At 61.9% G+C, this 24,305-nt stretch carries 23 protein-coding genes and 2 pseudogenes; 15 read left to right on the plus strand and 10 right to left on the minus strand.

The genetic code is table 11. The annotated features are described in order from the left end of the window. The first annotated feature begins 5 nt into the window (after positions 1-5). From NGR_RS06850 to NGR_RS06860, 3 genes are all read left to right on the plus strand, one after another. Positions 6-1,616: a GMC family oxidoreductase gene (locus tag NGR_RS06850; protein WP_015887524.1), complete on the plus strand. Its 1,611-nt coding sequence runs from the start codon at positions 6-8 to the stop codon at positions 1,614-1,616. Beyond that, positions 1,613-2,794, plus strand: a complete 1,182-nt coding sequence (locus NGR_RS06855; protein ID WP_015887525.1) for an enolase C-terminal domain-like protein — start codon at positions 1,613-1,615, stop codon at positions 2,792-2,794. Before NGR_RS06850 ends, NGR_RS06855 begins: the two co-directional genes overlap by 4 nt. A 563-nt stretch (positions 2,795-3,357) precedes the next feature. Continuing rightward, on the plus strand, positions 3,358-3,609 hold the full coding sequence (locus NGR_RS06860; RefSeq protein ID WP_015887527.1) for a hypothetical protein: 252 nt from the start codon (positions 3,358-3,360) through the stop codon (positions 3,607-3,609). A gap of 153 nt (positions 3,610-3,762) precedes the next feature. Here the strand turns inward: NGR_RS06860 and NGR_RS06865 are convergent, their stop codons facing one another. Both NGR_RS06865 and NGR_RS06870 read right to left on the minus strand, forming a co-directional pair. Next, on the minus strand, positions 3,763-4,971 hold the full coding sequence (locus NGR_RS06865; protein ID WP_015887528.1) for a ZIP family metal transporter: 1,209 nt from the start codon (positions 4,969-4,971) through the stop codon (positions 3,763-3,765). Continuing rightward, a complete protein-coding gene (locus tag NGR_RS06870; RefSeq protein WP_015887529.1) occupies positions 4,968-6,095 on the minus strand; it encodes a multicopper oxidase domain-containing protein in 1,128 nt (375 codons plus the stop codon). Before NGR_RS06870 ends, NGR_RS06865 begins: the two co-directional genes overlap by 4 nt. Positions 6,096-6,289: 194 nt before the next feature. On the opposite strand from NGR_RS06870, the gene mntR reads away from it, so the two are divergent. Continuing rightward, positions 6,290-6,772: a manganese-binding transcriptional regulator MntR gene (mntR, locus tag NGR_RS06875; protein ID WP_015887530.1), complete on the plus strand. Its 483-nt coding sequence runs from the start codon at positions 6,290-6,292 to the stop codon at positions 6,770-6,772. Positions 6,773-6,778: 6 nt separating this feature from the next. Here the strand turns inward: mntR and NGR_RS06880 are convergent, their stop codons facing one another. Continuing rightward, positions 6,779-7,234, minus strand: coding sequence for a nuclear transport factor 2 family protein (locus NGR_RS06880; RefSeq protein WP_015887531.1), 456 nt, complete (start codon positions 7,232-7,234; stop codon positions 6,779-6,781). Between the two features lie 41 nt (positions 7,235-7,275). Continuing rightward, positions 7,276-7,569: a hypothetical protein gene (locus NGR_RS06885; protein WP_164923944.1), complete on the minus strand. Its 294-nt coding sequence runs from the start codon at positions 7,567-7,569 to the stop codon at positions 7,276-7,278. A 382-nt stretch (positions 7,570-7,951) separates the two neighbouring features. Between NGR_RS06885 and NGR_RS06890 the strand changes: the two genes are divergently transcribed. Beyond that, complete coding sequence (locus tag NGR_RS06890; protein ID WP_015887533.1) at positions 7,952-8,449, plus strand: BA14K family protein; 498 nt, start codon at positions 7,952-7,954, stop codon at positions 8,447-8,449. Between the two features lie 186 nt (positions 8,450-8,635). Here the strand turns inward: NGR_RS06890 and NGR_RS06895 are convergent, their stop codons facing one another. Next, positions 8,636-9,550, minus strand: a complete 915-nt coding sequence (locus NGR_RS06895) for a LysR family transcriptional regulator (RefSeq protein WP_015887534.1) — start codon at positions 9,548-9,550, stop codon at positions 8,636-8,638. A 243-nt stretch (positions 9,551-9,793) separates the two neighbouring features. Between NGR_RS06895 and NGR_RS06900 the strand changes: the two genes are divergently transcribed. Continuing rightward, positions 9,794-11,086 (plus strand): carboxymuconolactone decarboxylase family protein, encoded by a 1,293-nt coding sequence (locus tag NGR_RS06900; RefSeq protein ID WP_015887535.1) that lies wholly within the window; start codon positions 9,794-9,796, stop codon positions 11,084-11,086. A 459-nt stretch (positions 11,087-11,545) separates the two neighbouring features. Here NGR_RS06900 and NGR_RS32260 read toward each other — a convergent pair whose 3' ends face one another. Both NGR_RS32260 and NGR_RS06905 read right to left on the minus strand, forming a co-directional pair. Continuing rightward, positions 11,546-11,710, minus strand: coding sequence for a hypothetical protein (locus tag NGR_RS32260; protein ID WP_015887536.1), 165 nt, complete (start codon positions 11,708-11,710; stop codon positions 11,546-11,548). Positions 11,711-11,777: 67 nt separating this feature from the next. Further along, positions 11,778-12,299 (minus strand): GXWXG domain-containing protein, encoded by a 522-nt coding sequence (locus NGR_RS06905; RefSeq protein WP_015887537.1) that lies wholly within the window; start codon positions 12,297-12,299, stop codon positions 11,778-11,780. Positions 12,300-12,588: 289 nt separating this feature from the next. Here NGR_RS06905 and ppk2 point away from each other — a divergent pair, with 289 nt between their 5' ends. From ppk2 to NGR_RS06920, 3 genes are all read left to right on the plus strand, one after another. Continuing rightward, positions 12,589-13,509: a polyphosphate kinase 2 gene (gene ppk2 / locus NGR_RS06910; protein ID WP_015887538.1), complete on the plus strand. Its 921-nt coding sequence runs from the start codon at positions 12,589-12,591 to the stop codon at positions 13,507-13,509. 95 nt (positions 13,510-13,604) lie between these two features. Then, positions 13,605-13,811: a hypothetical protein gene (locus NGR_RS06915; protein WP_015887539.1), complete on the plus strand. Its 207-nt coding sequence runs from the start codon at positions 13,605-13,607 to the stop codon at positions 13,809-13,811. A gap of 178 nt (positions 13,812-13,989) precedes the next feature. Further along, positions 13,990-14,349, plus strand: a complete 360-nt coding sequence (locus NGR_RS06920) for a hypothetical protein (RefSeq protein WP_164923946.1) — start codon at positions 13,990-13,992, stop codon at positions 14,347-14,349. Between the two features lie 379 nt (positions 14,350-14,728). Here NGR_RS06920 and NGR_RS06925 read toward each other — a convergent pair whose 3' ends face one another. After that, the gene (locus NGR_RS06925; RefSeq protein ID WP_015887541.1) at positions 14,729-15,091 is read right to left on the minus strand and encodes a hypothetical protein; all 363 of its coding nucleotides are present in this window, start codon (positions 15,089-15,091) and stop codon (positions 14,729-14,731) included. Between the two features lie 197 nt (positions 15,092-15,288). Here NGR_RS06925 and NGR_RS33035 point away from each other — a divergent pair. The 5 genes and pseudogenes from NGR_RS33035 to NGR_RS06945 form a co-directional block, all read left to right on the plus strand. After that, a pseudogene (locus tag NGR_RS33035) lies at positions 15,289-15,837 on the plus strand (CYTH domain-containing protein); the annotation flags it as partial. 75 nt (positions 15,838-15,912) lie between these two features. Continuing rightward, positions 15,913-16,740, plus strand: coding sequence for a CHAD domain-containing protein (locus NGR_RS33040; RefSeq protein WP_240545142.1), 828 nt, complete (start codon positions 15,913-15,915; stop codon positions 16,738-16,740). Positions 16,741-16,967: 227 nt separating this feature from the next. Further along, a complete protein-coding gene (locus NGR_RS06935) occupies positions 16,968-18,128 on the plus strand; it encodes a ceramide glucosyltransferase (RefSeq protein ID WP_015887543.1) in 1,161 nt (386 codons plus the stop codon). Between the two features lie 347 nt (positions 18,129-18,475). Next, entirely contained in the window at positions 18,476-19,501 is a 1,026-nt protein-coding gene (locus NGR_RS06940; RefSeq protein ID WP_015887544.1) for a sulfate ABC transporter substrate-binding protein, read from the plus strand. 82 nt (positions 19,502-19,583) lie between these two features. Next, on the plus strand, positions 19,584-20,624 hold the full coding sequence (locus NGR_RS06945; RefSeq protein WP_015887545.1) for a sulfate/molybdate ABC transporter ATP-binding protein: 1,041 nt from the start codon (positions 19,584-19,586) through the stop codon (positions 20,622-20,624). A 36-nt stretch (positions 20,625-20,660) separates the two neighbouring features. Here the strand turns inward: NGR_RS06945 and NGR_RS06950 are convergent, their stop codons facing one another. Together NGR_RS06950 and NGR_RS06955 are read right to left on the minus strand one after the other, a co-directional pair. Then, positions 20,661-21,887 carry a bifunctional alpha/beta hydrolase/OsmC family protein gene (locus tag NGR_RS06950; protein ID WP_015887546.1) on the minus strand — a complete coding sequence of 409 codons (1,227 nt, stop codon included), beginning with the start codon at positions 21,885-21,887 and terminating at the stop codon, positions 20,661-20,663. Positions 21,888-22,110: 223 nt separating this feature from the next. Further along, positions 22,111-22,299 (minus strand): annotated as a pseudogene (locus tag NGR_RS06955) (tripartite tricarboxylate transporter permease); the annotation flags it as partial. 327 nt (positions 22,300-22,626) lie between these two features. On the opposite strand from NGR_RS06955, the gene NGR_RS06960 reads away from it, so the two are divergent. Further along, complete coding sequence (locus NGR_RS06960) at positions 22,627-24,276, plus strand: Glu/Leu/Phe/Val dehydrogenase dimerization domain-containing protein (protein ID WP_015887548.1); 1,650 nt, start codon at positions 22,627-22,629, stop codon at positions 24,274-24,276. Positions 24,277-24,305: the final 29 nt, after the last annotated feature.

The raw sequence follows: 24,305 nt of genomic DNA on the forward strand, positions 1-24,305 counted from the left end.
CCATCATGGAAGAATTCGACTTCATCATCGTCGGCGCAGGCTCGGCGGGCTGCGTGCTGGCCAACCGCCTGAGTGCCGACGGCCGTAACACCGTGCTGCTCCTCGAGGCGGGCGGCAGCGACCGTTCGCCGATCATCAAGATGCCTGCGGCGACCGATCTCTACGGGATCGGCAACCCGAAATACGACTGGAACTATCTGACCGAACCCGACCCAACCCGCTGCGGCCGGCAGGATGTCTGGCCGCGCGGAAAAGTCATAGGCGGCAGCAGTTCGCTTTGCGGGCTCGTCTATATGCGCGGGCAGGCGAGTGACTATGACAGCTGGGCGGCGCTCGGCAATCCGGGATGGTCCTATGCGGATGTGCTGCCCTACTTCAAGCGCAGCGAAACGAGCGAGAACGGGGCGGACGCCTATCGCGGCGGCGATGGGCCGCTGCGTACGTCCAACCTGCGCAGCCGCCATCCCCTGGCCGAAAAATTCGTCGAAGCGGCGATTGCCACCGGCCTGCCGGCGAACGACGACTTCAACGGCCGGTCGCAGGAAGGCGCCGGTTTCGTCCAGGCGAACCAGATCTTCGGCAGGCGTCACAGCGCCGCCGATGCCTACCTCAAACCCAGTCGCGGCAGCAGAAATCTCGAGGTTCGCGCCAAGGCGCAGGTCACGCGCATCATCTTCGAAGACCGTGCCGCCGTGGGCATCGAGTATATTCGACGCGACAGCACGCGGGATATCGTGCGGGCGCGGCGCGAGGTCATCCTATCGGCCGGCACGATCGCCTCGCCACAGCTTTTGATGCTTTCGGGCGTCGGCGACGCCGCCGAACTTGCGAGCTTCGGCATCGAAGCCTGCCATCATCTGCCAGGGGTGGGAAAGAACCTCAGAGACCACGTCGGCGTCTACCTCACCTACCGGGTCGACCAGCCGACCTACAATAGCGAGGCGGGGCTCTTCAAATCCGCGCTGCACGGCGCGAACTGGCTGTTGCGCGGCCGCGGTCCCGGCACGGCGCCCGGCGCCCAGGCTATGGTTTTCATGCGCTCCGATCCGAGCCGCTCGGACCCCGATCTGCAGCTGCATTTCACACCGGTCGGGTACAAGCTGACGCCGGACGAACTGATCGTCCTCAAGGACCCGGTGGTGACCGCCATCCCCAATGTCAGCCGCCCGGAAAGCTGCGGCCATCTCACGCTCCGCAGCGGCAACTTCCGCGATCCGCCGCGGATTTTTGCCCGGCTTCTCGAAGCGGAGAGCGACGTCCGGGCACTGATTGCCGGCTCCAAATATATTCGCCGCATTTTCGCCGCGCCGCCGCTCGCCCGGCATGTCGTCGAGGAACTGGCGCCCGGCAAACCTGAGATGACGGATGCCGACTGGGAGGAATTCCTGCGCCGCGAAAGCGTCACGGTTTTCCACCCGGTCGGAACCTGCAAGATGGGACCCGATCCGATGGCGGTGGTCGACAGCAGCCTGCGTGTCCACGGCATCGAGAAGTTGCGCGTCGTCGACGCATCGATCATGCCGCATCTCGTCAGCGGCAACACCAACGCCCCGACCGTGATGATCGGCGAACGCGGTGCGGATCTGATCCTTTCGGAAGAGGGGAGGTCAGGGTGACCCGTATCGATGCCGTCGACCTTTTCCTTCTTCAGGTGCCGGACTTCGACGCGGCGCGCGATCCGGTCAAGGATACGCTGCTGGTCAGAGTGCGTGCCGGCGAGTTCGAGGGCTGGGGCGAGTGCGAGGCAGCACCCTTCGTGTCGCTTGCCGCCTTCGTCACGCCAGAGTCGCACAGCACCTCACAGCCGATCGGCGCCTCGGTGCTCGGGGAGAGGCTCGAGGACCCTGCAGACATCGCCAGAATGGCGCAGCGGATCGCTGAAAGCAGCATGAACGTGCTTCAAGCGCCGCATATCTTTTCGGGCGTCGAGATGGCGCTTTGGGACGCACTCGGGAAAAGGCTCCAAGAACCGGTCTATCGGCTGCTGGGCTATGAAAAGGCTTTCCCCAAGCAACCCTATGTCGTCCAGCCCTTCGCTTCGGCGCCCGAGCAGACCTATCTCGACATGCGGCGTCTTGTTCGAGCGGGATATGGCGCCGTGAAGACCGGCTGGAACGGGTTTGGCGGCGGAGATTTCGCCGCCGATCGGGACCAGCTTGCGGCCGCGCGTGAAGGGTTGGGGCGGGACGGCCGGCTTTTCCTCGATGCGGCGCGCGTCTGGGGGAACGATGTCGCGGCCGCCAGGTCCTATTCGCACCTGCTGGACGCGTTCGATGTGGAGTGGGTGGAGGAGCCGTTCGATGCGACTGCGCTCGGCGCTTTTGCCGATTTCAGCCACTATCACGGGCGCAAGCGCGTGGCGGCGGGCGAAAACGTTCACTCCATCGCGCAGGCGCGCCAGCTCCTGGACATTGCCGATGTCGGCGTGATCCAGATCGATTGCGGCCGGATTGGCGGGATCGCGGCTGCCCGCGACGTTGCGCTGTACGCTGATCAGCGAGGCGCGTCCTTCGTCAATCACACCTATACGTCGCATCTGGCGCTGAGCGCAGCGCTGCAGGCCTATGCCGGTTTGGAGCGCCATAGCCTGTGCGAATACCCGATGGACCGGCCGTCGCTGTCATGGGCGATTTGCAGTGAACACCTGCTGCCCGATGGCGAGGGGAAAGTCAGCGCGCCTGAAAAGCTCGGCCTCGGTCTGCCCGTCGCGCCAGAGGCGGTGCTGAAATATGTGGTGGATACAGAGATCCGCTTTGGCGCCACGCTGCTCTATCGCACGCCGTCCATTGGTTAGCGCCCGGGGAGGGGAAAACGGGGAGGCGTCGCGGGCTCACGCCGCGTCCCACGGTTTGCGCCATTGCGGCGGCCAGCGGTCGAAATCCTTGGCCATCCAGACCATCTCGCCCTCGAGGACGAACAGGACGTAGCGCGGCGGATCAGGCCAACCGAACCAGAAGCGCTCCTTGACGATCCAGCGGCGGCCGTCGAGCTATGCCACGGCGACGGTCGTATCTCCGAAACGCCACATCTGCGTGTGGCGCTCTATCCATTCCCTATCGGCGATCCCCGGGCGGCGCCATGGAACAGCAACCCGCCGGCTTCGTCGGAAACGCCAGAACCAGCGCAGTTCTTCCCACAGACCTTGACCCAAACCATCACACTCGAACGCCATCGTCGGCTCACGAATGTTCACGCAGACGCATTGTTGAATTTGCTATGCATAACGCAAAAATTCCATTGCGGTCGATTGTGGTGCTGGATTTCCGTCAACCATCGCGCTAGCTGTGCGCGCGTTCTGCCTTTTCCAAGGGCGGAGCTTGAAGACCGCAAGAGTCAAAGGAAACTAGGAGTGCGCAGTTGAAGAAGGTCGTTTCCGTCCTTTTCATTACGGTCGTCACCATGGTCTTGGTCGTCGGCTGGAGATGGTACGCTTATGTCACCAACACCGAGAAGCCTTACGACGAGGTCGGCATCGAACTGAACATCCGTATGCCAGGGCCTCTCAATGCATGGGGCTGCAAGCGCTTGCACGAAACCTTCGGCAACGTTCCCGCGCCGCATGGCTGCCAGTCATCGCAAGGCCCGTTGGTGTGGAAAGTCAATGAGTAAGGCGCTTGCGCTGCCGCGCCGCAATGCGTGCCCGGTGCGAGCGGATCGCAAACCGGCAATGAAGACGAGCGACGGTGAGCGGCGCCGACGGAGCAGGCGAGGGTGGTGAGATCAGCCGGCTCGCCGCATCTTCTTGGCGCCCCCTTTTCGGTATCATATCTTGACGAGCATCGCAGTCACATACATGAACGCGAGCCCAGCCGCGAGGCCGCCGAATGCGGCGGAGTTGAGCATGCGGGTGTAGTCGCCACGGGCGTCGTGGCCTTTTGCGACGAGTGCCGTGACTTCGACGATGACCTGGGCGATGGCGCCTGCGCCCACCGCCAGGGCGATCGCTGTCCAATGGGGCGCGACGGCCAGACTGCCGAGCCAGATGCCGAGCACCGCAGGCCCGCCGGCCAGCATCGCCAGGCCGAGGAAATGGACGATCTTCGGGCGGATGTTCAGGATTGGCGCGGCAATCCCGATCCCCTCGGTAATGTTGTGAAGCGCGAAGCCGAGCACCAGGAACGTTCCAAGCCCCGCGGCACCCGCCGCAAAAGCCGCGCCGATGGCAAGGCCCTCGCCGAAATTGTGCAGGCCGATGCCGATCGCGATGTAGGTCGCGAGCGCGAGGCCCGTCGGGGAGCCGCCATGGCGGCGGCCGATTGCGACGAGCGCCAGGAAGCTCGCGGCCGCGACCAGGACAACCATCACGGCTCCCTGGAAGACCGGGGCCGCTTCATTGGCAAGTTCCAGTGCTTCGATCATCGTGTCGACGAGCAGGAAGGCGAGCAGGCCGACCGTCATCGCCAGCAGGAAGGTCATGGCGTTGCGGCCGGCGCCGCGCAGCGCCGGGTAGCACAGCAGTCCGATCGCCACGGGCAGGATGCCGACAAAGGCACCGAGGAGGGCTTGAGAGGCGAGCCCGCCGCCGCTCACCTTCGACGTCGGAACGGCGACCGGAATTTCATGGTCGAAGGTCGCGCCCGTGTTGGTGACGAATGTCACCTTGTGAGCTTCGCCGAGAACCCACGGAAACGGGATCGCCACCCAGGCAGTATCGCCGCGCGAAATGGCACCGGAGGGTTCCTGCCGGAATTGCCAATAGGCAGAATCGACCTGCACCTGTGCAATCGTCATAGGCTCCGAGCTGCCGGCGCGCACCTGCAGCCGCAAGCCGTCTTCGTCGAGCACCGTTCGTTCGACCGTCAGGTTTTCGACCGGCGGAGCACCATTGTTGAAGCCGCGCAGTTGATCGCCCTGTAGGAGCCACAAAGCCGCGGCGACCAGCACGATCAACGGCAGGACGAGCCACAGCAAATGTCGCGGGCCGGGCGCTGTCGTGGAGACCGGCGGGAAGTTGCGCGGGTTCTCGTTCATGACAGCGTCTCCACGACATCGAACATGCCCATCCAGCCAAGCTCGGTGAATTCGGACTGATGGGCGTGGAACATGTAGAGCCCGGCCTCGTGCTCCCTGTAGGTGAATTCGAGAAGGCCGCGCTGCGCCTGGCACTGCATGATGAGGTCGACCATGCGCAGGGTAGGCGTAAGCGTCGTACCCTGGTCGAAATAGTCGAAGAAATTTCCATGCAGGTGGAACGAGTTGATCGGATCGAACTCGGTGATGTTCACCAGGTAGATGCGGACCGGCCGATCCTTTTCGATCCTGATCGGCTCCTTGGCATAGCAATGGGCAATCGTGTTGCAGGCATAGAACTCGTTCTCACCGTCGAAATTGGTGTCGAAAGCGTTCATGATCATCGCCAGTTCCTGCCATTCGGCGTTTTCCGGCGAGCCAAGAAGGCGGGACTTCGCCACGTCTTGATGGTCGGGGTGACGCGCCGGATCCGGATCGACGACGAAGAGGCCGTACATGCCCTTGTGAAGATGCCGCGCCAAGGGCAGGGCATGACAATGGTAGAGGTGGCAGCCGAAAGGCCGCGCATCGAATTCGTAGACGAATTCGTCGCCTGGAGCGATGACACCGGCGCCGGGCACGCCGTCCATGCGAGCCGAGTGAATGCCATGGAAATGCATCGAGTGCGGATGCGATCCGAAATTCCGGAAGATGATCCTGAGCCGCTCGCCTTCCGTCGCCCTGAGCGCCGGGCCCGGCACCCGGCCGTTGTAGGTCCAGGCCGGAAACATCACGCCGGGTGCGATCTCGATCTCCTTGTCCTCCGCGGTGATTTCGAAGGTCCTGAGCTTTCGCCCATCCGGCAGGTCGGTAACGGTTCCCGTATACCAGTCCGTCAAAATCTCCGTCGGATGGAAGCCGTTGCGATCGCTGTCGACCGTCCCGACAGTGATCATCGCCCCATGAGCGGAATGTTGCGAAGGCGTGGTCCCGGACATTTGCACCGTGGCTGGCGCACCGTGGTCGCCGTGGCCCTCCTGGGCCACTGTTTTGCTCGCGCATATCGTCGTCGCGCCGATGGTCGCCGCGCCGCCGCCCAGCAGCAGGCTTCGTCTGCTCAATGCCGCCTGGGTCCATCTCAGCATGTCGGCTCCCATCTACACTTAGCAATTTAGATGAAATAGAGCATGGCAGCTGTAATATAGCAAGTGCTATAATTTGATGGAGGCGCCAGCGCGTATTGGCTCAGGCCCGTTCGAATATTCGTGATCATATTGAAAAATAGCCTTAGCTATATTATTTCGATGGAAGTCGAACTTCAGCATAGGGAACGCCGGAATTGCCGCAGCACGAGAATGTCGGGCACGATGTCGAAACAGGCTTGATCGACGCCGACGCACAGGTCGAAAGCTTTCGGCAGACACGGAACAACCGCCGCACGGAGCTCGTCGAGGATTATGTCGAACTTATCGCCGACCTCCTCGAGGACGGCGGCGAGGCCCGCCAGGTGGATATTGCCCAGCGCCTCGGTGTTGCCCAGCCCACCGTCGCCAAGATGCTGAAAAGGCTGATTTCCGAGGGATATATCCAGCAGCGCCGCTATCGCGGCATCTTTCTTACCGACGCCGGCCGGAGGCTCGCGGAGCTTTGCCGCGAGCGGCACCAGATCGTCGAATCCTTCCTGTGCTCGATCGGCGTTTCGCCCGAAACCGCTCGCATCGACGCCGAGGGGATGGAGCATCATGCGAGCCCAGAGACCCTTGAGGCATTCAAGCGCTTCTTGGCCCGCACGACATCATCGCGGATCGCCGCCCAAGGGTGACCCGACTCACGGGGATCGGCCTTCAGGTTCCCAGACCTGGCTTGTCACCGGATTGGCGGCGTCTTGCCTGTCCCAGGCCTGCGCGGCGATACGCCAAACGCCTTCATCCTTGACGAGCAGCATCATTTCGACATTGCGGTTCGTCTCCATGCCGTTCTCGACGTTTTCGCAAGCGATCACCGCGACCGCCACATTTCCGAAGACGTGTATCCTGCTTCCGAGAACCGTTTCCTCGAAGCTGTGCAAGGTCTTTCCCACCAGGCCGCTCATGCGCTCGATGAATTGCCCGGTCGTTTGTGACCGCAAGGGCCGAGCCGACGCGTAAAGCGCCGCGTCGGGAAGGAAGTCCCTCTCGAACGCCGCCCAGTCCGGCGTTTCCCCTTCCCGCCAACTGATGCTGTTGAACTGGCGTGCAACAAGCGAGCGGATCGCCTGAACGTCTTTGTCTCGATCGCTTTCCATCGAGGACCTCCCGACCTGGCACGGCCGGCTCTGCTTGCCCCTCAGGGGACCGGCGCCGGAGGCGTGATGCCCAGATAGTAGTCGCCTTGGCCGCCGCCTTGATACTCATGGGTATACCGCTCACGGGCGCCGCCAAGCGTGCGCGCCGGCATCCGCTCGTAGTAGATGGGGCCCGTCGGCACCGGATCGACATAGACGACGTCCGGGTCGTAGATGCTGCCGGTCGGGGCAGGATCGACATAGTAGTAGCCGTCTGCGACTGCCGGTGCTGCTGACCCGGCAAGCGCGGATGAGAGGACAAATGCGACGAACGATGTTCCCGGAGATACTTTCATGGCATTGCTCCCGTGTCCGTTCAGCATCCGTGCACGGCACGGATGCCTATGCGCCTTCGGGCGCCCGTGCGGCCCAGACGCACCTCGCATATTATTCCTAAAACGGCCGCCATTTAAGGGAACATGCAGGCACGAAAGCCGCAATCGAGGGAATATCGCCTTAACCGGCCGGACTGACGGTCGTCAGAGCCAGTTCCGGCAAATCTGATCAGGGTTGCCGATCGGCCAATTGCAATTTCGGGCGAATGCTTTCCGGCGCCTGCATAAATCCTTAAATCAGGATCGATTTTAAGGTAAAATTACGCAGCGCTTTAAAGGGGCGCCATCGCGTCCTTTGCACGCCGTGTTCGACGCGTCGCGCTGTAGAGGAAAGGTGAGGCCAATGAAAAGGCTAGCAATCGCTACTCTGTCACTGGCGGCGGCGCTGACGAGCGTTCCGCCGGCGGTGGCGTTTCCCACCATGGTAGTCGCGCCCAAGATCGAAGCCCTGGAGGCGCAGCCAGTCCAGTACAGGCGCTATCGCGGCGGGTACTACCGCGGGGGGCATCACCACAACAACGGTGACGACGATTGGGCTTGGGCGCTGGGCGGGCTCGCCACCGGGGCAATTATCGGCGGACTGCTGGCGCAGCCGCGCTATTATGGCCCCGGCTACTACGATCAGGGCTACTATGATCAGGGCTATTACGGCCAAGGCTACTACGGCTCGACCTATTACCGTCCGCGCTACTACGCGCCGCGCTACTACCGCGAGGCCTATTATGGCGGCAACGGCCATACGCGCTGGTGCTATGCGCGCTACCGCTCCTACAGGGCTTTCGACAACACGTTCCAGCCCTATTACGGTCCGCGACGGGCCTGCGTCTCGCCGTATTACTAGCCGCGCTTTGGCAGCGCATCCGGCCCGGCGTCTTGTTCGAGGCGGAGGCTATCGGCTTCCGCCGAGAGGGCATCATGCGGCCGGAAAGTTTGTGCAATTCCCGAGTTGTCGGCGCTGCAGAATCGCCGCGTCAAGCGAATGATAAACGCCGGATGGTTCTGCTTTGCACACACCGCGACGAGAGCGTCACGTCCGTTGTGATATCTCCCGAAGCACGCGTCGAAGCCATTGGTGGCCGGGATCCGCTTCATGACGCGCATGCCACGCCTGAACGACCCGAAACGGCGGAAGATCAATCGGAGGCGCGAAGAACCGAAGCGGCAGCCGACTCGGCATCGGCTCGAAAAGGCGGCGCGGTTCCGTTGCCACGAGGTCCGAGGAGTCGACCAGAAATGGTGCCATCAGGAAGTGGCCGACGGTAACAGCGACCTTTCTCTTCAACCCACGCTCCGCCAGGACGGCATCGACGTAACCATGAGGATTGCCCCTCGTCGATACCTGGAGATGCCGCAGCGATAGATAGCGATCGAGATCGAGGGGATAGGCAAGGGCAGGGTGATCGCCCCGACCGGCACAGACGAAATCCTCCTCGTAAAGCAGTTCCTCGCGCATGTGAGACGGCGGTCCGGGGAAGTTGCCGGCGATGAGTTCGACCGAACCTTCTTCCAGCATCGGCAGGCCAACGCCGTGGCTCGTATTGCGGATCACCAGCGATATGTTCGGCGCTTCGCGTTCCAGTCGGGCTGTCAACCGAGGCAACAACACGAAAGCCGCATAGTCGGAGAGGCCAAGGACGAACTGGCGGGTGCTCTCTTCCGGCTCGAAGGCCGGGCCTCCACTGAGCACGACTTCGACCTGTTCGAGGATCGACCGGATAGCCGGAGCCGCGTCCAACGCAGCCGGCGTTGCAACCATGCCGCGCGGCGAGCGAACGAACAGAGGATCTCCGAACAGGGCGCGTAACCGATTGAGGGCGTGACTGACCGCCGGCTGAGTGAGCCCGATCCGTTCGGCGGCGCGAGTGGCATGCCCTTCCGCTACGAGGGCGTCGAAGACCACCAAGAGGTTGAGATCGATACTAGCGATATTAACTGGCTTCATGATGGCGATATTAATTATTCATTGGATTTATCGCAATCGCTCCGCCTTCAATCGTCGCGTTCCCGTTCGCCAGCCGAAAAAAGTTCGCTGGTGCGCGATACGGCAATGCCGGTGCCTGGGTGACCAGCAAATGAGCTGCGCCCAGGCACGGCATCGAGGCAGACGAGGGATCCAAAAATGACCAAGGATTGGAACGGTGCCCGGCCCCAAGGCGACGGCACGAGAGATCAGGACAGACGAACCATGCTCAAAACATCGATAGGCCTGGCGGCCGCCGCGGCGCTCGGCAACCCTGTCGCGGCCCAAACGACCGATGCTCCGGGCGACGATCGCCGCACAAGGGGTCTTGAGGCCCTCAGAGCCGTTGGCGGCGGGGATTTCAGCCAGACCCTGGATCCGCTGTCTCCTGATCTCTCACGGATTCTCGTCGAAGACGCCTATGGCGACGTGATGGCCCGCCCTGGTCTTTCCCAGAAGACGCGCGAGCTTGTAAGTGTCGCCGCCATCACTGTCCTCGGTACGGCGCGCCCGGCGCTTCGTTTTCACATCGGCGGCATGTTGGAAACCGGTTGGAGCCCGCGTGAGATCGTCGAGACCCTGCTTCACAGCGTCGTCTATGGCGGCTTTCCTTTCGCCCAGGACGCCATACTTCTTGCCCGCGAGGTGTTCGCCGAGCGCGGCGTCACCGTCGGAACCGGCACGGGCCGGCCGGAGGGCGATGATTGGACGCTCGGAGTTCAGCAATTGCTCAAGACAGGCGGGGACGACGCCGGCGCTTTCGCCCTTCGTGTGATCGAGGGAAGTGGTCCATCGCCTGATCTTGATCGGCTGACAATCGAATTTGCACACGGCGAGATTTGGAACCGGCCGGGGCTCTCCCTCAAGGACCGCGAACTGGCGACGCTCGCCATGGTCATTGCGATCGGCAACCTCGACAGTACGGTTCGCTTCCACGTCGAGGCATGTTTGCGCACCGGCTGGACGCGCGCCGAAATCACCGAGTTGCTGATACAAATGACTGTCTATATCGGTTGGCCGAAGGCATTGACGGCGGTGGAGCCCACGCTGGCCGTATTTGCAGAGGTCGAAAGGTCCGGTGGCTTCGCTGCGCCGTCAAGCGCCGGCGAGGCAATTGCCACTCAGCGCGCACAGGCAGAAACAGACGACGTCCGCTTCAATCGAGGCGTCGAAGCGATGAGCCAGATCAGCCGGGCGTCGGGCGAGGCCGTTGTCAACGCGTTCCGTGACATCGCCCCCGAGCTTGGCCGCTACATCCTCGAGTTCTCCTACGGGGACGTGTTCTCCAGGCCGGGGCTGGATCTCAAATCGCGTGAATTGGCCGCCGTCGCCGCTCTTGCGGCGCGTGGGACCATGGCGGATGAAACGCCACTGAAGGTTCACGTCGAAGGCGCCCTGAACACCGGAGCGACAAGAGAGGAGGTGACCGAAGCCATTCTCCACATGCTTCCCTATGCGGGTTTCAGTCGCGTCCAGTCAGCGATAGCGCTCGCAAGCGAGGTTTTCTCCGAACGATAGACATACCGGAGAAGGGGAGCAGGGGTTCCCTTGCTCTCCTGAAGGTCCACGACAGTAGCAGGGGGCAATAGTCAGCGGGTCTCGTTGGGGCGAGTTCGACGGCCATGAGGGCTCGAACCTCTAGTAGTTGGTCGACACGATTGCCGGTCTGGTGGGCGGCGCCTCATCGGCTGGATTGAACGCCAGGATGCTCACCACAACAGCGATGAGGATGCCAATGAGGGCTAGAAAGGCCATTCCTGCTCTATCCATGCTGCATTCTGGTGCGGTGAATGTGCGCAAAACGCGGCACGGAGCAGGAAGACTTTAGATGCTGGCTGTCGTGGTAAATTTAGCTTTAACGCAGGCAGAGCAAGTGGTAGGCACAGGTTCGAAAGATCCGTCGTGTGTTGCGTAGAGCGCCCCGACGCCGCCGGCCCGCCGACTTCGAAGACAAGAAGCGGCGCTCGACGAATTCTCTCATAACAGGCTCGGCGGGGCGATGAACTGATAATATGCCCAAACCAGGACCACCCCGGCCATAACCGCGATCCAGATAAGCGCCTTCCGCTGCCTTGGGGTGACGGTCCTCGGCTCCCGCTTCGGTTTCCGCCGTTCAAACTTGATGATGTTATCGTCGCTCATGTCGTCCTCTTGGGTCAGCCGCGGACCTCATAGCACAATGTTGCTGAATTTACTGCTACGCTGCCGATCAGTCTCTCTGGCTGTTGACCCGTCGGAGTTTGAAGAAGTAGCTGCGGGTGTCGCCTTGCACGCACATCATTCCAGCTATCTCGTCTCGGTCGACCCTTCGGAAATAGTCGACGATCGGCTGCCTGTCGTAGACCATCGCGGCCGTTTTGACGCCGTCGTCAACCTGCAGCCTCAATGACGCCGTCGTGCCGCGTGCACGGAACATCTTCTGCAGGTGGGAGAACAAGTTGCGCGCCACGAACGTCCGCCCGAAGGAAGAGAACTTGATTGCCAGCCCTATGGGGATGTAGACGGGCTCGATCGGCACGAGACGGCCGGGCCTTTCTTGGAAGAGCAGGGCGTCCGCCCGCATGTCCGGGTGGAAGCGCTTGCCGAACCAGTCCAGGTTTTCGAGCACGCCGTCGAGGGGATGGCCGGATGGGATGCCGGCGCCTCGCCACAGTCCGATCATCTCCTCGGGCCGCACAGGCGCCAGCGACCGGAACCAGGTCGCGACCTCCTTCTGCTGGTCGCCTCGCATGGATTCTCCCTCACGGATGCTTACTCCGACCAAATGAGAAGATGGTTTGGAAGTTCCCGCACTCGGAGGCGTTTCTTTGTGAACCGCCCCTGGCGTCGGCTCGGTCAGATCAGCACCCGCTGCGAGGAGCGGCAGCTTCGCGGAAAACGCATGGAGAGTGAAGACAACCCGGCGCCGGCAAGCGGCACGGCTCGTTGATGCTTGGAGCGAATCCCCGTCAATTTTCCTTCACGGCGCTGTGGAATAAGGTTCAGTATTGCGGCCTTTATCCAAACGTCGGAGCGGTGAAATGACCAAATCTACACGCGGGGAAGAAAACTTCGATTGGCTCGAAGCGGAGCTGGCAGACACCTTGGACGAGGATTACGAGCTCGAACTCTCAGAGCCGGCGCTGTCGGAAGAGATCCGCAAGATTTACCGCAAGACGCATCCGCCGACGATCCCGCGCATGGACTATTTCCGTGCCCTCCTGACGCTGCAGGCGGAACTGATCAAGCTGCAGGACTGGGTCGTCTATCATAAGGAGAAGGTCGTCGTGATCTTCGAGGGGCGCGATGCCGCCGGCAAGGGCGGCGTCATAAAACGCATCACGCAGCGGCTCAACCCGCGCGTTGCGAGGACCGTTGCGCTGCCTGCGCCGTCCGACCGCGAGAAGACCCAATGGTATTTCCAACGCTACGTGCCGTATCTTCCGGCTGGCGGCGAGATCGTCCTCTTCGACCGGTCCTGGTACAATCGCTCCGGCGTCGAGCGGGTCATGGGTTTCGCGACAGAAGACGAGGTCGAGCAATTCTTCCACGACGTTCCCGAGTTCGAGCGGATGTTGGTGCGCTCCGGCGTTCGGCTCGTCAAATACTGGTTCTCGATTACCGACGAGGAGCAGCAACTGCGCTTTCTGATGCGCATCCACGATCCGCTGAAGCAGTGGAAGCTTTCGCCGATGGATCTGCAATCGCGTGTGCGCTGGGAAGCCTACACGAAAGCCAAGGAGGAAACTTTCGCCCGCACCAACATTCCCGAGGCGCCATGGCATATCGTCGAGGCCAACGACAAGAAACGGGCGCGGCTCAACTGCATCGACCATCTCTTGAGGCAGATCCCCTATGCGGACGTGCCGCATGAGGACATCAGCCTGCCGGACCGGATATTCAACCCCAACTACGAGCGGAAGGTGTTGCCGCCGGAGCTCTACGTGCCATCGAAATACTGATCGGGCGACACGGGCTTGTCATCGAACTGTGAGAGGCTTGGTGTCGTTGCCAGACACGGCATTCCTGTTTTGTTGCTTTTTGAAGAGATGGCGCGATGGACGTGGATCACCGCACGGATATGCTCTCCCTTTATCCCGAAGAGATGCGCATGCTTCGTGAGATGTTCGATTGCGCATTGGTCGAGCGGCAATGGGGCAGCAATTGCGAGGCGGCGGAGGCGCTCGCAGCACGGATCGCCGATCTCCATGAAACCGGCGAAAAGGACGCCGACGATCTCCTCGCGATGATCCGCAGTTTCTGAACCTGTTTCACAGCGCGCCCTTGGGAGTGACAGCGGCACGCAGCCGCGCGTGCACAGCCGTCTGATCGAGACATATCGGCCTGAAGCGCAAGCGGTGGATGTCCAGCAACTCGGTCAGTGTTCGGACTGGAACCACCGGCCAGTCAGGCACGTTCCCTCCGCAGCGAGGAGAGCGCCAATGGCCAAGAAGAGCCGTATTCCGAAGAAGATCGCCGGCGTGAAGGTTCCGAAACCTTTGCGAAAATCAAAAATGCTCCGCGCGATGTTGGGCAACAGTGCGGGGCGAGCCCTGCTCGCCCATGCCCTGACAGCGGGTGCTGGCGCGGCCGCCGCGAATCTGATCGGCCACCGCGAAGAAGTGATGCAGTCCGCCAAAACAGCGTCTCGCAAGGGCACTAAGGCGGTCGGCACTGCAGGAGAGGCGCTGCGGGCGGCGTTCTCGGCCGCGATGGAGGTCGTGCGCGACTCCGACGACCTGTCCTTCAAACGCAGGCGGAGCCAGAAGCATTTCCCTCGCCCACGCGCGCTGTTGCTTTAAGGGCAGGGGCGCGCGAACCCGGTGACCCGGGGGAGGGAAGCGATCTTTCCGTCATCGAGAGGTTTCTGATCTCGAAGTACGGCGACAAATTCGCTTCCAGGCTGATCGTGGCCGCGAGCGTTCGCGCCGTTTCAGTGTTGATCCGCGAACATCCGATCATCGCAGCGCGGCTCCTCGGAGTCGGATTGGCTCGAGCCGCGAAACTGGGAATGGAGGACGCCTACGAACTTCTGCAGCCGAGCGAGCAAAAGGACGGTTCACTTGAGCACGAGCCGACGGATAACCAGACTTCCGTCCCCCTTGTCGGTTCGCGCTCGGGAAGTCCCAATGGCAGCAATTGAGGGCGCGACCCAAGCCCCCATAGCCTCAACCCGTCTGATCAATGCAGGGCAGCACGGCGGGGTGCCGACTTTCTCTTGTTGCCCGCCTTCTTCTTGGGCGGTGGGAGGACGGTATCCTTGACGACGTCCAGCGCGGCAGAGAAGCCGCTCTGCATAGCCTCGCGGGCCAGACCAAGCGCTCTGGCTCCCTTCCTTGTCGATTTGCGTGCGGTCTTGCCGACATCGTCAGGATGATCGATCAGAACGGCTGCGGCGGCGCCTGCGCCGGCGGTCAGCGCTTTGGCAAGCACGTCCCGTCCAACATCGCTCGCCATCATGGCTCCCAGCACCTTCGACTTTCTGAGCGCCTTCGGGACCTTCACGCCGGCAATCTTCTTCGGGATGCGGTTCTTCTTGGCCATGGGTCGTTCTCCTCATCATGAGTATATGGAACGTTATCATTCCCCAAGCGGTTCCGGGCGCAGGGTCACTGCTTTCGCCGGTCGTCCTTCCGGCCATGCCGCGCAGAGCACCGAATTGAGGACGACAGGCCCAGGGATTGTTTGTGACAGCTTTATGACGGACCATCCGCTGCGGAAAGAAGGCTGCCGGGAGCATCATGCAGGAAACGGAACTAAAGCTCGAGCTGTCCGAATCAGCAGCGTCAGCGCTCCTGAAGCAAAATCCTTTCGAGGGCACACCCACCGTTCTTCGGCAGAGGTCCGTTTATTTCGATACGGATGGAGGGGATCTGTCGAAACGCGGCCTGTCGCTGCGCATCCGGCAATGCGGGAACGAACGGATCCAGACCGTCAAGTCTGGAGACGGTTCGGCCGCCGTGTCGCTTACCCGGGAGGAATGGCAGCGCCCCGTCGCCAACGACATCCCGGTTCTCGATGATCCCGAGGTCAAGCCTATGCTTGCGGGGACCGGCGACAGCCTCGCGCCCGTATTTGCGGTTCATGTCAAGCGACATCGTTGGAATGTCACGGAAGGCGATGCGACGATCGAAGTTGCCTTGGATGTTGGAAAGGTCGTCGCAGCGGATCGCGAGGCACCCCTCTGCGAAATCGAGCTTGAAAAGAAGACGGGTTCGCCGACCGCGCTGTTTGCGTTGGCGCGAAAGATCAATCTGATCACCCCGGCGCATATCGGTGTCTTGAGCAAGGCGGAGCGCGGCAATCGTCTGCTTGGTCCTGCACCCGCTGCCATCAAGGCGAACGCCAGCGCTCTTACCGCCGACATGAACGCGGCAACGGCTTTCGCGCACATAGCCGCAGCATGTCTCAAGCAATTCCGTCTCAACGAAATGGTCTTGTCCTGGTCTCGCGATGCCGACGCCTTGCATCAAGCGCGTGTGTCGCTGCGGCGGTTGCGCTCGCTTTTTTCCATATGCAAATCGCTGTTTGCGGACAGCCGTTTCGACCACCTGCGCGACGAATTGCGCTGGCTCGCCTCGGCACTTGGCAATGCGCGCAATATCGATGTCATGATCAAACGCGCGTCGGACGACAATCTCTCACGCCGCCTTCAAGCGGCCCGCAAGGATGCCTACGGAGCCGTCGAAGCATCGCTGTCATCGGTCCGCGCCCGCTCGTTGATGATTGATCTCGCCGAATGGATCTCGATCAGAGACTGGCGAAGCGGAGAAACCGGTGCGGCGCTGCTCGTCCGGCCTTCAAGGAAATTTGCCTCGACTGTGCTTGATAAACTTTGGAAGAAGGTGGCGAGGGGAGGCCGCAACCTCATCGATCTCGACGACGAAACCCGCCATGAACTGCGCATATCCGCAAAGAAACTGCGCTATGCAGCGGAGTTTTTCGGCCCACTTTACGAGAGCAAGACGGAAGCCAAACGCCAAAAAAGATTCATCATCGCGATGGAGGGCCTGCAGGATCAACTCGGCAGCCTGAACGATCTTGCGACCGCTCCCGGTATGCTGGCGGAGCTCGAGCTTACGCACACCGCGGGGGCCGAGGACTTGTTCAACGCGGATGACAAGGAAAAGCTTCTGCACGATGCCGCGGAAGCGCACGACATCTTTGTTGACACGAAGCGTTTCTGGCGCTGAGCGGCGTGTTGGAGCGACTGACGGCGGGATATCGACCGCGTCCCTTCCGTTGATGCCGCGGACGGTCGTCCTACTGGCTGTGCGGCGAGGTCGAATCCGCGTTCAGCAATCTCTGCCGGCGACTTCCGAAGCGGCCTGAGCTTCAGCTGTCATAGGCATGTCATGGTCCGGTGGTGTTTATCCGGGGCCTAAGTTCGTCCGAATGGTGGCTCATCGCTGGGAAAATGATGCTGATCTTGTACGTCGCCGTCGGTGCATTTCTGGCCATCAATGCCCTGAGCCTGATGATAGCGGGCTGGCGCATCTGGCCTCGCCTAGGTGCTCAGCCTCAGACGCCGCATCGGCCGGCTGTCTCTGTCGTGATTCCGCTCTGCGGCGTCGAGGTATTTTCCCGCGAAACGCTCGACAGCGCGTTTTGCCTGGATTGGCCGGACTACGAAGTCATCTTCTGCGTTGCAGACGCAAAGGATCCGGTGATCCCATTGATCGAGGGAGTGCGTGCGCGACACCCAGCCATTGCCGCAACTATTCTTGTCGGCGACGACCCGATCAGCGCCAATCCCAAGCTGAACAACTGCGTGAAAGGCTGGAACGCGGCCTCGCATGAATGGGTGGTTCTCGCCGACTCGAACGTTCTTATGCCAACCGATTATCTCATTCGCCTGATGGCAGCGTGGCGGTCGGATACCGGGCTGGTCTGCTCGACCCCGCTTGGTTCATGCCCATCCGGGTTCTGGGCGGAGGTTGAATGTGCGTTCCTCAACGCCCACCAGGCACGATGGCAGTACGCCGGCGAAGCGCTCGGCTTCGGGTTCGCGCAGGGCAAGAGCATGCTCTGGCGCAAGAGCACGCTGGATTCTCACGGCGGCATTCAGGCGCTGGCGTCGGAGATCGCCGAGGATGCAGCCGCAACGAAACTGGTGAGAAGCCTCGGCTCGAAGGTGCACCTGGTTGCCTCGCCGTTCGAGCAGCCATTGGGTACCAGGACTTTCCGGGAGATCTGGGCTCGGCAGTGCCGTTGGGCGAGGTTGCGGCGGGTGACCTTTCCTCAGTTCTTCTCGCCGGAAATTCTGCTTGGCGTGGTGCCGCCGCTTCTTCTGTCGGGGATCGCCGCTATCGTTGCTGGCCAGAGCGTGTTGGCCCTCGCCGGTTTTATCGTAGGCGCTGCCTACTTGCCAGAACTCGCCCTCGCGTTTCGGAAGAACTGGCACGTTTCCCGATGGTCGCTCATCGCCATGCTCACGCGCGATGCCCTGCTCCCGATAATATGGGTTCGTAGTTGGCTTGCGGGCAGCGCCGATTGGCGCGGCAACAGAATGGTGATCGGGTCGAACGAGTCCCGGCTGGAAACAAATGCGCTTATGCCGCTCGCTGGCACGTCGTCATAGCGCGACGCCGATTAAAATGAAGTTGGAGCGGCCACCAAACGTCGTCAACTGCTGGCCGCCGATTGCGGTGGAAAGCAGCGTCGGAGGTTCGAAAACTCTCGAGGCGAGGGCGCAACGGGGCCTCTTTTTGCGGTCACACAGTCCACCGTCCGGTGCTTCAGGCCACTGAGCCGCCGCTCTTACAGACCAATTTACTGGTGATCACGCGCAAGGCGGAGTTGCCGCTTGTGACCGCTTTGGGGATTGCCGACAAGCCGGTCGGCACCATTTTCAGTAGTGGGAGGCAGGCCGGCTTCCCCGCCCAGCCTTCGGGGGATAGTTTATCGGGACTCAGCATGGAGGTCGACATGGGAGCGGATAGACTTGCCGGAGTCGTGAAGCGAGCCCTTCTGGTCGGAGCCCTTCAGTTCGGCTCCATCAGCGCCGTTCTCGCCGATACGACGATCCTGAATGTGTCCTATGACTCGACACGCAAGCTCTACAAGGAATTCAATGCCGCCTTTGCGGAAAAATGGGAGGCGGATACCGGAGAGGCGGTGACGATCCAGACCTCGCATGGCGGCTCAGGCAAACAAGCCCGATTGGTGATCGACGGCGTGAAGGCCGACGTGGTGACGCTGGCACTCGAAGCCGACATCGATGCAATTGCTCAAGCGACCGGCAAGATCCCGGCCGACTGGAAGAGCCGCCTCGAAAACAACAGCTCTCCCTATACTTCGACAATCGTCTTCCTGGTCCGCAAGGGCAACCCGAAGGGTATCAAGGACTGGGGCGATCTCACCAAGGAAGGCATTCAGGTGATCACGCCGAACCCGAAGACCTCGGGCGGCGCCCGCTGGAATTTCCTCGCTGCCTGGGCCTGGGCGCGGGCTGCCAATGGCGGCGACGAAGCCAAGGCGCGGGAATATGTGACGCAACTCTTCAGACATGTGCTCGTCCTCGACACCGGCGCCTGGGGAGCTATGGCTTCTTTCGTCCAGCGCGGCCTCGGCGACGTGCTCCTCGCCTGGGAAAACGAGGCCTATCTCGCTCTCGAGGAACTCGGCCCCGACAATTTCGAGATCGTCACGCCGTCGATTTCGATCAAGGCCGAACCACCGGTGGCGCTTGTCGACGGCAATGTCGATGCCAGGGGCACCCGCAAGGTGGCGGAAGCCTATCTCGCCTATCTCTACAGCGATGCCGGCCAGAAGATTGCCGCCAGACATTATTACCGGCCGTTCAAGACGGAAATTGCCGACCCCGATGACGCGGCCCGATTCGCCGATGTCACACTTGTCACCATTGACGAATTCGGCGGTTGGAAGGAAGCTCAACCAAAGTTCTTCGCCGCCGGAGGGGTCTTCGACCAGATCTATACGCCGGGACGATAGGTTTCCACGGCAGCCGGGAATGAGCTTCGTTGCAGCGATGAGGTTGCTGCTCGCTGCGGGCATTGAAAGGGCCAGACCTTCCATGGAAGTCCGCGTCGAGAACTTGCGCAAGGAATTCGGCCGTTTCCCGGCGCTGGTCGACGTCACCCTCGACATCTGCTCCGGCGAACTGATTGCGCTGCTCGGGCCCTCCGGCTCCGGCAAGACGACGCTGCTTAGGCTTGTTGCCGGTCTCGAAAGCCCGACCGATGGCATGATTTTCTTCGGTGCCGAGGACGCCTCGAAGAAGACGGTGCAGCAGCGAAATATCGGCTTCGTCTTCCAGCATTACGCGCTGTTCCGCCACATGACGGTGCTCGACAACGTCTCCTTCGGGCTTAGGATCAGACCCGCCAGCCGGCGGCCGCCCGCTGCCGAGATCCGCCGCCGGGCCCTCGATCTCCTTGAGCTGGTACAGCTTTCTGACCTGGAGAAGCGCTATCCCGCCCAGCTTTCCGGCGGCCAGCGCCAGCGCGTGGCGCTCGCCCGCGCCATGGCGGTCGAGCCGAGCGTGTTGCTGCTCGACGAGCCCTTCGGCGCGCTCGACGCGCAGGTTCGCAAGGAACTCCGGCGGTGGCTTCGCGAAATCCACGACCGCACCGGCTACACGACCGTCTTCGTCACGCATGACCAGGAAGAGGCACTCGAGCTCGCCGACCGCGTCGTGGTGATGAGCAAGGGTGCGATCGAGCAAGTCGGCACGCCCGACGAAATCTACGACCACCCGGGCTCCCCGTTCGTCTACGGCTTCATTGGCCAGTCGAACTGTCTCAACGTCACCCTTGCGGACGGCGAGATCAGCCTGGCGGGCCGGCCGACCGGCCTGCGCGCCGCAAACGAGCCGGATGGACCGGCAACTCTCTATTTCCGCCCGCACGATGTCGAACTCGTCGAGGGAGATGTCGGCCTCGGCGGCCGCGTCACGGCCAGTCGGCGGGTAGCGGGGACGCGCCACCTCGAACTGGACCTCGGCAAGCCACTGCCTGCGATCGAGATCGAGTTGTCGCCCGAGCGCGCGTCCTCGGCCGACCGCAGCCGGATCGCCTTTCGACCCACCAAGTGGAAGCTGTTTCGCGGCGTGTAACCTGCCGGATCGCAGACAGTCAGCGATTATCCATTTCTATTTCACAATGGTCCTGATTTTGGCGACAGATTCGAGCGTGCGATGGACGGGACACTTGTCGGCAATCTCGGCAATCTTGCCGCGAAGTTCCTCGGAAACCTCGCCGCCGACAGAAATGATCCGGTCAAAACGGTCGATCCTGCCGTCACCGCTGCGTTCCGAATTGGTGCATTCCTCGCAGTCCTTGGCGTGAATTTTTGCATGCGAGACGTCAACGCCAATTCGCCCGAGGTTCAGCTTCTTGTGTTCGGCGTATAGCCGCAGCGTCATCGATGTGCAGGCGCCGAGGGCGATCGACAGGAAGTCATAGGGTGATGGCCCGGAATCGAGCCCGCCCGCGGCTTCGGGCTCGTCGACGAAAAGCCGGTGTCCGCCCGCCTGAACTGCGTTCTGAAACTTGCCTTCGCCTGTTTCCGTGACCCGGACATGTTCGATCGGCTCCGTGCCCTGCGGCGTGTCGGCGGCGAGATAACGCGTCAGCCATCCCGAAATGATCCGGCCGGCGAAGGCCGCGTCTTCAGGGTCGGTGAGCAGGTGGTCGGCCTTGTCGAGCGAAACAAAGCTCTTCGGATGTTTGGCCGCCAGGAAGATTTCGTTGGCGTTCTCGATTCCAACTGTCTGGTCCAGCGGCGCGTGCAGGATGAGGAGGGGCTTTTTCATCCGCGCAACGGCGTCCTTGATGCGCTGTGCGCGCGCGTCCTCGACGAACTGCTTTTTGACGAGGAATCTGCGCCCGGCCAGATCGACTTCGGCGGCGCCGCTCGCCTCGATCTCCTCGAGGCTCGCTCCAAAATTCTTCAACACATGGCCGACATCGGCCGGCGCACCGACCGTGGCAACAGCGCGCACTTCGGGTATTTCCCCGGCGACGGCCAGGACCGCTGCGCCGCCGAGAGAGTGGCCGATCAGCAATGACGGCGCCTGGTAGTGTCGTCGCAGATAGTCGGCGGCCGAAAGGAGGTCGCCAACATTGGAGGAGAAGTTCGTCGAGGCGAATTCACCCTCGCTCGATCCCAAACCGGTGAAATCGAAGCGCAGGACGGCGATACCTTCGCGTGCAAGCTCCGCCGCAACGCGCCGTGCCGCCGCGAGGTCCTTGGAACAGGTGAAGCAATGCGCAAAGAGCGCGTAGGCGCGCAAAGGCCCGTTGGGGAGATCCAGGCGGGCGGCCAGGGTTGCGCCGGAGTGGCCGGCAAACTGAAGACGTTGCGTATTGAAGGCCATGGGGACGCTCCTCGCTGAAAGCGGGGATCATTCTACGCCGGCACGGGCGTGCAACAAACTTGGGGATGGTCGTGTCTGGCAATAAAAGGGGGGATGGCCGCGTGCGGCGGCCATCACGGATTGCTCGACGTCAGCGTGTGTTCACGCCTGGTCCTGGAATGCCTTCTCACGCGTCCGCCTGAACGAGGGCACGATCATCATGATGAGCAGCCCGGCGGTCGCCAACAGCGGCAAGAACCACGTCGAAGATGCAGTATTTGATGCTGTAAACCCCGACGCAGCAGAAGAGCAGGATAGCCGGATAAAGCAGACGATAAGACACTGTCAGCAGCTTCACCCACACCCCGATGAGCGGCAGGTTAATGACGACCAGCATCAAGTTGCCGACCCACCTGCTGGCGACGACGCCCCAGGTAGCCGATTCCTTGGCTTTGCCAGATCTACTCCGATCATCGTATCCTTCATCCACCGTCCTCTCTGTTCTGTGGCCTACACCACATCACCTTGACACATTGCGATGCCGTTAGGGCAGGACGGCAACCACCCCCATTTGCCAAGCGACAGTCGGTCTGGCGGCATTGCGCCTGAAGGTGTTGAGCCGACGTCGCGGGCTTCTACAGAACAGCCAGAAATCCTCCTCCGCCACTTGCGATGACCGGCAAGTAATCCTCGATCAAAATTCAGCCGTTGCGACAAAGCTGATATACTGCTGCGGCGGCCGCCTACAGGGAGGCAAAGCATGAGCGATCAAATTGTGCGCATATTGCTTGTCGAGGATAACCCGCTCCACGCAAAGTTGATCCAGAGGCTGCTCGACACCGAAATGCAGTTGCGCTGCGAGGTGGTGGCGGTGGATCATTTGTCCGACGGGCTTGGACAGCTTGAGCGGGGCGCGACTGATCTGGTGCTGCTCGACCTGATCCTGCCGGACAGCCAGGAGCTGGAGACGCTGTTCAGAATCCGATCGGCTGCTCCGGATGTCCCGGTGGTGATCCTGACCGGCCTCGACGATGTGAAGCTCGCGGCCCACGCGGTCGAGGCAGGTGCCAGCGACTTTCTCTTGAAGACGAGGCTCAACGGCGTCGCGCTCGACCGGGCAATCCGCTACACGCTGGCGCGCAAGCGCGCGCATGGCGGCGAGTGGGACTCGCCGATGTTCCGGCTCGCCCAGCAACAATTCCTGAAGGCCGCCCAGATCATGAATCTGGATGACAACATCCGCCAGCGGTTGCTGTTCCCGCAGCGCACCCAGGTGGTGTCGTTCCCGTTCTTCCGCGACGACCGCGCGCAGGTCGAGACCGTCTTCGGATATCGGGTGCAGCATGTCCTGACGATGGGGCCCACCAAGGGAGGCATTCGTTATCACGAGGATGTCGATCTTGGCGATGTCGCGGCGCTGGCGACCTTGATGACCTGGAAGTGCGCGCTGATGCGGTTGCCCTTTGGCGGCGCCAAGGGTGGTGTGCGGGTCGACCCAACCGGTCTTTCGAAAAGCGAACTGCAACGGCTGACCCGGCGCTATACCGCCGAGATCATCGACATCATCGGGCCGGACAAGGACATCCCGGCGCCTGACATGGGGACCGACGAGCAGGTGATGGCCTGGGTGATGGACACGTACAGCCAGCAGGTTGGCCACGCGGTTCCGGCGGTGGTCACAGGCAAACCGGTGGTGCTCGGGGGGTCGCTCGGACGCAAGGAGGCGACCGGGCGCGGGTTGGTCTATGTCATAGAAGCAGCCGCTGAGATGATCGGGTTGGACCTGGCCAAATCCTCAGCCGTGGTGCAGGGGTTCGGCAATGTCGGCAGCTTCGCCGCGCGTTTTCTGGCCGAGGCGGGCGTCAAGATTATCGCCGTCAGCGACATCTCGACCGGGCTCTACAACCGCGCCGGCCTGTCAGTGAATGCGCTCTTGGAGTATGTGGCCAAAAATCGGGCGCTGGCGGGCTTTCCCGATGCGGAGCCGATCTCAAACGCCGAGCTTCTGGAACTGGAATGCGATGTCCTGGTTCTGGCGGCGCTGCAAAATCAGGTAACCGCCGAGAACGCCGGAAGGATCAGGTGCCGGTTGCTCGCCGAAGGCGCAAACGGCCCGACCACGCTCGAGGCAGACGAGATTCTCAACGAGCGTGGCGTGCATATCATCCCCGACATTCTCGGCAATGCTGGCGGAGTGACTGTTTCCTATTTCGAGTGGGTGCAGGGTCTGCAGAACCTGACCTGGACGCTCGATGAAATCAATCACCGGCTCAAGGCGATCTTGCTCGATGCATTTGCGCGGACGCGGCGACGTGCGGAAGATGACCAGTCGGACTTGCGTACCGCTGCCTTGATCGAGGGGATCGCCCGCGTGACCCAAGCCAAGCTGCTGCGCGGTCTTTTCCCATAAGGCCCCTGAACATCCCACCCGGGCATGGA

The sequence above is a fragment of the Sinorhizobium fredii NGR234 genome (assembly GCF_000018545.1).
GTDB lineage: Bacteria > Pseudomonadota > Alphaproteobacteria > Rhizobiales > Rhizobiaceae > Sinorhizobium > Sinorhizobium fredii_A.